The organism is Blastocatellia bacterium, from assembly GCA_035573895.1.
Classification (GTDB): Bacteria; Acidobacteriota; Blastocatellia; order HR10; family HR10; genus DATLZR01.
Genome location: DATLZR010000075.1, coordinates 1 through 11,691, shown reverse-complemented (window position 1 = coordinate 11,691; position 11,691 = coordinate 1). Strand labels below are relative to the sequence as shown.

The window sequence follows — 11,691 nt, the reverse complement described above, 5'->3', positions numbered from 1 at the left end:
CTGCTGCCGGATAAAATCACGCTCGTTCACGGTCCCGGTTGTCCCGTGTGCGTCACGCCGGTCGAATTGATTGATAAGGCGATCAGCTTGGCCTCGCGCCCCGATGTGATTTTTTGTTCATTTGGCGATATGCTCCGCGTGCCGGGAACGGAAAAGGATTTGCTCACGGTCAAGGCCAGCGGCGGCGACGTGCGCATTGTCTATTCCCCGCTCGACGCTCTGAAAATCGCCGAGGAGAATCCGACTAAACAGGTCGTCTTCTTCGCCGTGGGATTTGAGACGACAGCGCCGGCCAATGCGATGGCCGTCTTTCAGGCAGCCCAACGAAATATCAAAAACTTCTCCCTGCTCGTGTCACATGTGCTGGTACCGCCAGCGATGGAAGCGATCCTTTCATCGCCCAACAATCGCGTGCAGGGATTTCTGGCCGCCGGACATGTCTGCACGGTGATGGGCTATACCGAGTACGAGCCGATTGCTCGCAAGTACCACGTTCCGATTGTGGTCACCGGTTTCGAGCCGCTGGACATTTTGCAAGGCGTCTACATGTGCATCAAGCAATTGGAGGAAGGCCGGGCGGAGGTTGAGAACCAATACACGCGATCCGTGCGGCGTGAGGGAAATCTTCCGGCGCAGCGGCTCATCCGTGAAGTCTTTCGCGTGGTTCCGCGCAAATGGCGCGGCGTCGGTGAAATCCCTCAAAGCGGCCTGGGACTCAGCGAGAAATACGCCGAATTCGACGCCGAAATGCGGTTCGGTCTGACCGATCACACGGTCGGAGAATCGTCCGAGTGCAGGAGTGGGCTCGTGCTGCAAGGGATGATCAAACCGCACGAGTGTCCGGCGTTCGGCACGCGCTGCACCCCGGAGCATCCGCTCGGTGCTACGATGGTCTCGTCCGAGGGCGCGTGCGCCGCGTATTACCGCTATCGTGCACACTTGGCTGCCAACGGATGAAAAGTGCCAACGGATATTGCTATCGCCTGGCGAGTTGGCGTCAGTCACCGGAGCCATCCGGAGATGAGGCTCCCATCCGTTGGAACCTTTCATCCGTTGGCGCGAACTGTTATCATAGGATCGCCAACGGATGAAAAGTGCCAACGGATATTGCTATCGCCTGGCGAGTTGGCGTCAGCCACCGGAGTCCATCCGGAGATGAGGCTCCCATCCGTTGGAACCTTTCATCCGTTGGCGCGACCTGTTATCATAGGATCGCCAACAGATGAAAAGTACCAACGGATTTCATCCGTTAGTGCGCTAGCTAGAGCGATGCGATTAATTTTTGAGGAACAAACGCGCATCCTTCGTCGCTGCATCTTTGACGTTCACAACGAGGTTGGCGTAGGGTATCCGGAGGAAGCGTATCACCAAGCATTCCTTGCCTGTTGCGCGAGCCGCCGCATTCCCGCTTTATCGAGGCAGTCCGGGCGCCTGCAGCATCGAGACGTGGTGGTTCACACGTTCCAATATGACTTGCTTGCTTTTGGAGAGATCATCCTGGAACTCAAGGCGCTGCCTGCTGGGTTCGCTCGCGAGAACTTCGTTCAGATTCTTTCTTACCTCAAGTTCTGGCGGAAGCCATTGGGCCTGCTGGTAAACTTTGGTCAGGAGAAGGCCAAGATTGAGCGGTTGCCTTTTCACGAAAAGGACCTTGTCATCTCCGAGGATTATACCCACATCCCACCGAACCTCTCACCTGCTGACAAACGGCTGCTGCGCGAGATCCGAGAGGGCGTCCTTGCCGTCGCTAAAACCCATGGTATCGGTTACGGCGACACCGTGTGCGCCAAGCTGTTACAGGCTGAGTGGGAGCACCGTCACCTCTCCGTGCACAGCCAGCTCATGAGCCCCGTACAATTTGAAGGTGCCCTGATTGGTACTTTTCCGGTGGACGGGATGCTCGTGGGGGAACGGGTATTGTGCTATGTTACCGCGCTCAAGGATGAGATCGGGCCGTTTGAAATCGGCAAAACGCAATCATACTTACGGGCGATGAGCATCCCGGTAGGAATTGTGATCAACTTCGGCAGGCAGGCGCTGCAAGTGCGTGCTGTCTGTCCGCCCAACAGATGAAAGGTTCGCCAACGGATGAAAAGTGCCAACGGATATTTCCAGCGGTTGATAGCGTCACGTGCCGGAAGCCGTCCGCCAGTGAGGTTCTCATCCGTTGGAACCTTTCATCCGGTAGCGAGAACTGTCATTATGCGACTGCCAACGGATGAAAAGTGCCAACGGATATTGCTATCGCCTGGCGAGTTGGCGTCAGTCACCGGAGCCATCCGGAGATGAGTTTCTCATCCGTTGGAACCTTTCATCCGGTGGCGAGGAAGAAGCGATGAAGAAAATATGATGACCTGTCCGACACCGATAGCTGAGTACCCGACTATTCTCCTCGCTCACGGGGGTGGGGGGAAGCTGATGCACCAACTCATCGAGAAGATGTTCATGCCGATGTTTAGCAACGCACCCCTCGACATGCGGCATGATAGCGCCGTCGTCAACGTCAATGGCGTGAGGCTGGCGTTCACGACGGATTCCTATGTGGTTCGTCCGCTGTTTTTTCCCGGCGGCGATATTGGCTCGCTGGCCGTCAACGGCACGGTGAATGATCTGGCCATGTCCGGTGCGCGTCCGCTCTACCTGAGCGCCGGATTCATCCTGGAAGAAGGACTTCCGATGGAGACGCTCTGGCGTGTGGTCCAATCCATGCAGCAGGCCGCGCGCGCGGCCCAGGTTCAGCTCGTCACCGGCGATACGAAGGTGGTGGACAAGGGCAAAGGCGACGGCATTTTCATCAACACGGCGGGCATCGGAGTCATCGAGCACGACCTTGTCATTGCTCCGGCCAGCGTGCGCCCGGGTGATGTCGTTCTCCTGAATGGGGACATCGGACGGCATGGTATTGCGATTATGGCCGTGCGGGAGGGGTTAGCCTTCGAGACTGAGATCGAGAGCGATTCTGCTCCTCTGGCGGACCTGGTGATCAGACTGCTCCAGGCGGGAGTCGAAATTCACTGTCTGCGCGACCTGACCCGGGGTGGATTGGCGAGCGCCATCGTCGAGATCGCCGAAGCGGCGCGCGTCGGAATCGCTTTGGACGAAGCCGCCATCCCCGTTCGAGAGGATGTTCAGGGAGCCTGCGAGATTCTCGGTTTCGATCCGCTCTATGTGGCCAACGAGGGACGCTTCATCGCCTTCATTGCACCAGGCGATGCCGATAGAGCCCTCGCCATCATGCGCTCGCATCCGTTGGGCACTAACGCGAGCATCATTGGCCAGGTGGAGGAAAATGCTTCGGGACGGGTGACGATGCGGAGTAAGATCGGTGCGATGCGAATCGTTGATATGCTCAGCGGCGAACAACTGCCGCGCATCTGTTGAGGGTTATGAACTCGGGCAGGGTATGCCTTCGCCGAGGCATTTCAGCCTGAGTCCCGGCATCCGGGGAATGGACGAAAGAAGCTACCTCCCGTAAAGACGGACAGAAAAGAGGACGTAAGAAATTTCTTTGCATGTTCTCCCTACGGGCAATAACAGGCGTTCACATCTCGCCATATTTGGCTCTCGGGTCGTTTCAGAACAGGTCTCAGCTCCAAGCTCCAGGCCATGACTTGAGGGCAGGAGGCTGGGTCCTACCGACGACCATCTCCGTTCTCTCCGTCATCCCCATTGGTTGACACGGACGTCCACACCCGATGGGGGGTTCCGCCGATGGCGGAGGCGGGAAAGATCATAAGGGCCGCTGATAAGCCAATACACGGGCGATCTCCTCAGTGGCCCGCCGCACTTCGAAGAAGATCACTCCCAGCTTGGCCTTGGCCGACGCCATGACGAAGAGGACAGCATCCTGACCGGCGTGGGTGATGAGGATATACCCTTTTTCGCCTTTGATGTAAAGCTGCTCGACATCTCCCTGGTGCAGCTCTTTGGCCGCACGAGTGCCGATGCCGAAGAGGGCCGCGCTCATAGCACAGACGCGATCTTCTTCAACCGTGCTTGGCAACGAGCTGGCGATGATCTGAGCGTCCATGCTGACGACAGCTCCACCCTCAACTTCCGGGGCCGTCATGCGAAGATCACGCAAAATACCCACGAGTTGTTCTTCAACCGAGAGTGCCATACAGTCATCCTCCTTTTCCAGCCGCGAAATGACTCATATAAAAATAAGCCGTCTCCGCTGTCAAGAGTGCCAACGTCAATCTTTGTGCTCCCCGTTTCACCATCCCACCAACGAATGCACCCGGCGATCTTTTTCCCGCGACCTCCTCGAGCGGAGTCGCCTCACCGTTTTGGAATCACTTCATGGTCCGGCTATCCATCGGGCAGATGCCCGATACGACGTCTCATGCATACTGCCTCAGCCCGATCCTTTCCTCACATCCGCTCCCATCCAGGGCTGATGCTCCTCGACCCGATTTTGATACCTCGGATAAGTGAGGCGCCACCGACCTATCCATCACAACATGCAATAGCACAGTGAGACCAAGCTCAGCCCACCTTCGGGAGTCAAGGTCATGCCCTCGCCTTTTGCCCAAGCTCCTCATGCTGACCGCTTCCTTCCACCCGCTGGACACAAATACACCAAATGCCCTGACTACTTTCTCTCGTTTCCTCGCTTTCGTCAATCCGGCACATGCCGTATTTTGGACGGTCCGGGAAGCGGAGGACCCTCACTCCTCACCGAAGCCGGCCTGGGCGCGCACATCATCCGACACACCGGAGAGATGTCTTTCCAGCACGAGGGCTAAGGGAACGAACGTTCGACTTTGAGGACGGACACAAAAGAGATCTGCCTGCGGCAGTCCCAAAGGAAAAAGTGGGAGGTTCTGTTCACGGTCTACCCGGCGACCTCCCACTTTTTCGCTGAGCGCCGTCTTAGAAGCTGAGCTTGAAGGCGAACTGAATCACCCGATTGGGCTCGCCGACAGCAATGATCGTGGCCGAGGCTGGGACTGCAGCCGTCACACAGCAGGTCTGGCCGAACAACGAGCTGGTTAATGTCGGTGAGCCGGAGGAAGCATTTCGGGGATTCTCAAAGTTGGGATGGTTGAAGGCATTGAAGAACTCGGCGCGGAACTGCAGATTCACCCGCTCGGTCAGCGTGATCCGCTTGATCAGGCCGAAATCGAAGTTCCAGAAGCCGGGGCCGATGATGGTGTTTCGTCCCATCCCGGACTCGCCCGGTGCCGGGATGCAGAGGAAACTCTGCGTCCCGACGATCTGGCGGCAGTTAGTATTGGGATCGAGGTCGGTCACCTGGAAGACGACCGGCCCGCGAATCCCCGCCACCGATTGTAACTTCGCTTTGGGCAATGGTCCTCGTAATTCGGCCCGCGACTGCTTCGTATTGTGAACGGTGCGAATGCCGCTATTGATCGTGAATGGCTCGCCGCTCTGGGAGATGAAAATCCCCGTCACCGTCCACCCGCCGAGAATATGATTGACGACGCCCGGCCAATTTCCTCCCCAGGTGCGCCCTCGTCCGAACGGAAGATCATACAGACCATGCACGACGAAGACGTGACGATTGTCGAAATCCGACAAGCTTCGATCCAATCGGAAGTTTCGCACATCGGTGGGCGTGCGGGAATTGGTCGTGCTCAGGCCTCCGCCGGAGGCAGCGCCGACGGGATCCACCGACATATTGTCAATGGACTTGGACAAGGTGTAGGAGAATCCCAGATCCAATCCCTTCTCAAACCGCCGACGCAGTTGCACGATCATCCCGTGGTAGTAGGAATCGCCACCGGAATCGAAATAGAAGATCTGACTGAACTGGGGATTGGGTCGGAAGTAGTTGGCCGGGAAGCCTCGATTGACGATCCACGATGCACCGGTCAACGAATCAATCCGCACGGCCAGGTCACCCAGGCCATTGCGCAGCAGATTGGTCTGCGTCGTCGAGGAGTTCAAGAACGAGCGTGGGTCTCCCGGAGTGCTCCCCGTGAGCTGCAAGAGCAGCGTCGGAGTGACCCCGGTCACGCCCGCCGGACATCCTGTTCCGTCCGGACGGCAGCCTTTCCGCAGATTCTCTTGCGCGATCAGGAATGATTCTTTGAAACCGGGTTGGTCCGTGCGAATCTGGTTCAGATCATACGCGCGGAACAGATGTGTTCCTCGCTTGCCGATGTAGCCGACCTGAACGACCATGTTCCCGGGCAGTTCGCGTTGGATGGTGAGGCTCCACTCATGGACGGCGGGCAGCTTCAAGTTCGGATCGAACGCCCCCGTATTGGGTGCCACACCGAGGGGTTGCGCCGGAGGACTGAACAATTCGCTCGGTCGGGCCGTCGGCGTCGGCAGTTGAAGCGGGAAGCCCTGACCGATGCGCCGATCAATATTGGCCGGGATGCTGCAGCCGGTCGTGATCGTTGCCTGCACGCCGGTCGGCGTATCGCTCAGCCGCATGCGACAGTCGAGCGCCGACCCCGGGACCATTCCCCCGATCGCCGTCACCTGGAAGGTTGAAATCGGATCGAAGGCCAACCCGTAGCCGAGACGAAAAACGGTTTTTTCGCCCCACGGTGACCAGGCGAAGCTCACCCGTGGACCGAAGGCCCTCCAGTTCGTGCGCTCATACCACCGATCCCGTGCAACGAACGTGATCGGTCCTTGCGATCCGTCAATCGGCTTATCAGGAACGAAGACGCGATCACAGCAGTCCTTCATCGGGAGATTCAATTCCCATCGGACGCCATAGGTCATCGTCAGATTACGACGGATCCGCCACTCATCCTGGGCATAGAAATTGAACTGCTTCGCCCGCGTTCCGAGCACTTGCAGGATTCCTGGCGGGAAGGAATTCCCTTTCAAGTCGGCGGCGAAGGCTTGATCCACCCCCGCCACGATGCCAGCCCACTCCACCAGCGCATTCTGGAGAATGGTATTGTCGCTGGCATCTATTTGATCGGCGCCGCCTCCAACTGGTGGCAGATTCAAAAACCCGCTGCGTCGCAGACTCTGATCGAAGAAGATATTCGGACTGATGTTACGACCTCCGGCAAACCCGCGACTGTCGTTGTGCCGATAGAAGCGGAAATTGATCCCTGTGCGTATGGTGTGTGAGCCCCGGACATAACTCAAATTGTCAATGAACTGGATCGTAGACACCGCCCGGGCCGTGTGAGGAGTGTTGCAGAACGGCGTATCAATATTGCGAAACGAGTTTGTCCCAGCACACTCCTGGCCATAGGGAGGAACTTTCGTGAAGTCGCCAAAGTTCGGATTCGACTCGCCCCAGGTGAAGAAGAAGCGAAAGCGATTGAAACCGGTCGTGAATTCATTGACCGTGCGATCGCTCAGCACGCTGCGGTAGCTGATGGCCAGATTCTGATTGCTGCGAAAGACCTCCCCCATCGGCGGGAAGCCGGGGAAGACTTGCGGTCGCGCGTTCAAGAAATCTCCCTCTTTGGTGTCCCAATCCGACCAGATGAATCGGCCGAACATGGTGTGATTCTCGGAAAACTTGTGATCAACACGAACCAGACTGTTGGGGCCAACAAAGCGCGAGGGAGGATTCCAGACGAAACCGCCGATGTTCAACCCATCGCCGACCGAGAACGTGTTCGGAAGGGGGAATTGATTGATGAGCGAGCGAATCACAGGATCCGGTCCGATCCCCCGGGGATCGTTGCGCGGATCAAAGATGTTGTACGAGTCCACGCAATTTGTCGTGACCGATCCGCCACAGACGGGCACCCCCGGCTTGAGATTTCCCGATGCATCAACGAGCAACGGGGAGTTTCTCGTCACGGTCACGCCATCTACGGTAATGGCGCCCCGCACGAATCGGTAGATTCCCGAGCGCATGGTGGCCGTATAAGCCAGCGGCGTGCCAAACGCCTTGGCGATCGGTTGCGTTTGCATGATGCGATTTCCCTGATAGCTGGCAAAGAAAAAGGTCTTATTCTTGGTGATGGGTCCACCTCCGGCTGCGCCGAATTGATGGAGGAGGAGAACGGGTTTCGGCTGACCCTCGGCTTTGTTAAAGAATTCGTTGGCATTCAGGACAGTGTTGCGATGGAAGTAAAAGAGATCGGCATGATATTCGTTCGTTCCCGACCGCGTGGCGATCGAGACGTTGGCCCCACTGTTGCGCCCATATTCGGGCGTGGCGTTGTGAGTGACCACGCGATATTCCTGAACGTTATCGGGATTCAGCCGGAGAATATTGCTTTGCGGATTCGGCACCGACGATTCGTTGGCATCAATGCCGTCCACCGTGACGTTGTGAGCCCGATCCCGCGAGCCGAAGACATGCGTTCCCGAGCCGGCGGAATTGGTCGTTCGCTGAACCAGACCCGGTTGAAGCACGATCAAGCTGAGCGGATTCCGGCCGTTCAGCGGCAGGTCGGCCACGGCCCGCCGGGTCACAACATCACTGATCATCGCATGGGTCGTTTCCACCCGCTCGTAGGCTCCCACGACTTCGATGACCTCTGTGGCTTGCCCCACCTGAAGTTGCGCATTCACCACCAGCGCCGCCCCGACATTGACCACGTTGCCCGAACTGGTGAAGGTCCGAAATCCGGGAGCTTCGACCGTGATCGTGTAACTCCCCACGGGCACCGATTCGATGGCATAGGTACCCGCCGATGTCGTCGTCGCTTTATACTGCACCCCGGTGGCCTCGTTCTTGGCCGTCACGGTAGCGCCTTCGATCACGGCCCCCGTCGGATCTGTGACCGTTCCCGTGATCCGGCTCATCCCGGTCTGGCCAGTCCCGGTCACAGCCAGGACAATGATGAGAACAAATCCCACCGAGAGATGAAGGAAAAGTCTGCGGAGACAATCGCCCTTTTCGCACATACACCAACGTCCTCCTTAGCCTTTGTTACTTGGGTTTCAAGCGAAACGCATTTTAGATTTCACGGCCATTGCTGTCAAGCGCATGCCCCTCATCACAACAACCTCTTATCTTCAAAAAGCCAGGGCCTTGGCATAGTTGTTACTAACGGCCAATCTCTTGAAATTGAGAGCGTGCGCCAGGTGCCTCCACACGGGAGAGTTCGGCCCGGGTGCTTTTGGGCTCACGATGAAGAACTTCTGCCCTCATCTCTCCTCTTTACCAAAGAGGCCCGGGCATGACACAATCTCGCACGGTCGAAAGCGCCGGATTGCGGGCCGACCGAGATACGGACACGAGAGGACAGGCGATGGCACGAACGATTAAAGGAGTGATTTTGGCCGGCGGACTTGGCACCAGGCTTTATCCGCTGACGAAGGTGACCAACAAGCACCTGTTGCCTATCTACAACAAGCCGATGATCTATTATCCGTTGCAGACTCTGGTGGAAGCCGGCATCCGCGACATCATGATCGTGACCGGTGGCAACAACGCCGGCGATTTCCTCCGCCTTCTGGGGAATGGACGCGAGTTCGGCCTGAAACATCTGCACTATACCTATCAGCAGGGCGAAGGTGGAATCGCCGATGCTCTACACCTGGCCGAGCATTTCGCCGATGGCGATCTGATCTGCGTCATTCTGGGCGATAACATCATCGAGAAGTCCATCACCCCCTATGTCGAGAGCTATTTGCGTCAGGGGTCCGGTGCCAAGATCATCCTCAAAGAAGTTCCCGACCCCACCCGGTTCGGTGTTCCCGTGATCGAAAACGGCCGGATCGTGCGCATCGAAGAGAAACCGAGCCGGCCGGGCTCGCCATACGCCGTCACCGGCATTTATTTCTACGACGAGAAAGTCTTCGACATCATTCGCACGCTTAAGCCGAGTCCGCGTGGGGAGCTGGAGATCACCGACGTCAATAACGCTTATCTCGAACGGGGCGAACTGACCTACGATATACTCGACGGGTGGTGGACGGATGCCGGAACATTCGAGAGCCTGCTGCTGGCCAATCAACTGGTGGCCGAGCGAGAGAAACGGCAAGGCGGATGATCCTGTCATCGCCCTCGACAGGTAACTAAAGGACCGGAGACTCCGGGGCTGAGTAACAAGCATTCAACGACGGGGGCGGGAGGCACACAGCTATGGCTAATCCAGGAACGCAGTCGCTGACATGGGGAGACGTGGCTTATGGTCTGGGTGGCGTGATCCTTGGGTTTGTGATCGGCTTTTTTGCCACGAATGCGCTTGAGCGGGAGCAGATGAGTGGGGCCTCTCCCGTCGGGAATCCCCAGGCCACAGCACAACTTCCACCCGGTCATCCTCCCATTGATACGGCAGGTGGAGGGATTGCTGGATCCGGGATCGGTCGCGTCCCTCCTCCCCTGCCCCCGCTTGAGCGGCGAGCCGTACGGGGGCAAACTGCCGAACAGGCCTACAAAAACATCAAGGTTCTGCGCGGCATTCCCGCAAGCGAGATTACGCCCATCATGGAGATTTTCAATCAATCACTCGGGGTTGATTGCAACTACTGTCACGTCCCTGACGCGTACGACCGGGAGGATCACCCCATGAAGGAGACGAGCCGCCGCATGATCGAAATGGTCAAGGAACTCAACAGCAAATTCCTCGGCGGCAAGATCAACTGTTACACCTGCCATCGGGGATCTCCCAAGCCGCCAACACAGTGACGAGCGTTTGACGCCTCCGGTCGGCGAAAAGAAGGCTGCGGCGCGGTTGACCCGAACTGTTTGCCGGCAACCTGGATGCCGTGCGACGGGGGATTCCAGCACCGGCGTAAGGGACAAAGAAGTCTCGCCCCTGATGGCCCGATCTCGCTCCCCGTGCAATCGAGGGGAGATCGCGTCATCGGCGCACGGGTTCCTCGACCCGCCGTACTGCGGTGGCATGCCGACCGATTCCCCAGATGCCGCTGACTTTTCCTTCGCGGAAGTGGGGCGTGGCCATGAACTCCATGGCGACCGGCTCACCTGAACGGGAGATGATGCGAAACTCGCATCCGAGCGGCGTGGCCTCATGCAGCACCCGTTGAAGGAATTCCATCGCCAGGGGGAGGTCAGGAGGATGAATGATGTCGGCGAAAGGCCGCCCCATCCATTCTTTTCTCGTCCAGCCGGTGAGCGTCTCGAACGCCGGATTCAGCGATATGACTTTCCCGTCGCGGGACAGCGTGAAGACAATATCGCTCGATGTCTCCACGAGGGCGCGATACCGTTCCGCCGACTGCATGAGGAGTTCCTCGGCGTGACGCCGTTCGGTGACATCGCGGAAGACGATGACCGCGCCGAGGATATTGCCTTTCTCGTCTTTAATCGGCGAGGCCGTGTAATCAATCGGTATTTCCGAGCCCTCGCGGGAAACGAGTGTGACTGTTCGGGATTGACCAATGATCGTCCCCTCCCGCATGGCGCGGAGCGCAGGGCTTTCGGCCACGACAACCTTGCCGTTGCGCAGGGTGAAGACCTCGGTCAGGTCTTTGCCCACCGCTTCCTGCTGTCGCCACCCGGTTTGAACTTCAGCCACGGTGTTCATGTAGGTGATGAGCCCTTGAAGATCGGTCGCAATCACGCCATCGTCAATGCTGCGGAGGACGGCGGCCAGCCATCGTTCGCTCTCTTTGATCTTCTTCTCCATGCGGTGCTTGTAGAGAGCCATCTCGATCGTGATATGAAGCTGCCGATCCTCAAAGGGCTTGAGCAAATAGGCGTACGGCTCGGTAATTTTCGCCCGCTGAAGCGTATTGCCGTCGGCGTAGGCGGTGAGATAGACGACCGGGATGTTGTACCGTCGGCGGATCTGTTCAGCGGCTTCCACGCCGTCAATC

At 57.9% G+C, this 11,691-nt stretch carries 8 protein-coding genes; 5 read left to right on the top strand and 3 right to left on the bottom strand.

Annotation, left to right across the window (positions count from 1 at the left end; genetic code table 11):
* The 3 genes from hypD to hypE form a co-directional block, all read left to right on the top strand.
* Positions 1–957: hydrogenase formation protein HypD (hypD, locus tag VNM72_07820; GenBank protein ID HXF05308.1), on the top strand; the 957-nt coding region annotated here is incomplete at its 5' end.
* Between the two features lie 312 nt (positions 958–1,269).
* The gene (locus VNM72_07815; GenBank protein HXF05307.1) at positions 1,270–2,073 is read left to right on the top strand and encodes a GxxExxY protein; all 804 of its coding nucleotides are present in this window, start codon (positions 1,270–1,272) and stop codon (positions 2,071–2,073) included.
* Positions 2,074–2,346: 273 nt separating this feature from the next.
* On the top strand, positions 2,347–3,381 hold the full coding sequence (hypE, locus tag VNM72_07810; protein HXF05306.1) for a hydrogenase expression/formation protein HypE: 1,035 nt from the start codon (positions 2,347–2,349) through the stop codon (positions 3,379–3,381).
* 349 nt (positions 3,382–3,730) lie between these two features.
* Here hypE and VNM72_07805 read toward each other — a convergent pair whose 3' ends face one another.
* Together VNM72_07805 and VNM72_07800 are read right to left on the bottom strand one after the other, a co-directional pair.
* Positions 3,731–4,120, bottom strand: a complete 390-nt coding sequence (locus VNM72_07805; GenBank protein HXF05305.1) for a roadblock/LC7 domain-containing protein — start codon at positions 4,118–4,120, stop codon at positions 3,731–3,733.
* A 755-nt stretch (positions 4,121–4,875) separates the two neighbouring features.
* Positions 4,876–8,808, bottom strand: a complete 3,933-nt coding sequence (locus VNM72_07800) for a TonB-dependent receptor (protein ID HXF05304.1) — start codon at positions 8,806–8,808, stop codon at positions 4,876–4,878.
* Between the two features lie 359 nt (positions 8,809–9,167).
* On the opposite strand from VNM72_07800, the gene VNM72_07795 reads away from it, so the two are divergent.
* Positions 9,168–9,899 (top strand): sugar phosphate nucleotidyltransferase, encoded by a 732-nt coding sequence (locus tag VNM72_07795; GenBank protein ID HXF05303.1) that lies wholly within the window; start codon positions 9,168–9,170, stop codon positions 9,897–9,899.
* A 92-nt stretch (positions 9,900–9,991) separates the two neighbouring features.
* Positions 9,992–10,537 (top strand): photosynthetic reaction center cytochrome c subunit family protein, encoded by a 546-nt coding sequence (locus VNM72_07790; protein HXF05302.1) that lies wholly within the window; start codon positions 9,992–9,994, stop codon positions 10,535–10,537.
* A 175-nt stretch (positions 10,538–10,712) separates the two neighbouring features.
* Here the strand turns inward: VNM72_07790 and VNM72_07785 are convergent.
* Positions 10,713–11,691, bottom strand: a 979-nt coding sequence (locus VNM72_07785) for a PAS domain S-box protein (GenBank protein ID HXF05301.1), incomplete at its 5' end; no start/stop codon positions are given.

Excerpts from the sequence above, each read along its gene's own strand:
- VNM72_07815 (HXF05307.1), top strand. The coding sequence starts at position 1,270 with ATGCGATTAATTTTTGAGGAACAAACGCGCATCCTTCGTCGCTGCATC.
- VNM72_07800 (HXF05304.1), bottom strand. The coding sequence starts at position 8,808 with ATGTGCGAAAAGGGCGATTGTCTCCGCAGACTTTTCCTTCATCTCTCG.
- VNM72_07790 (HXF05302.1), top strand. The coding sequence starts at position 9,992 with ATGGCTAATCCAGGAACGCAGTCGCTGACATGGGGAGACGTGGCTTAT.
- hypE (HXF05306.1), top strand. The coding sequence starts at position 2,347 with ATGATGACCTGTCCGACACCGATAGCTGAGTACCCGACTATTCTCCTC.
- VNM72_07805 (HXF05305.1), bottom strand. The coding sequence starts at position 4,120 with ATGGCACTCTCGGTTGAAGAACAACTCGTGGGTATTTTGCGTGATCTT.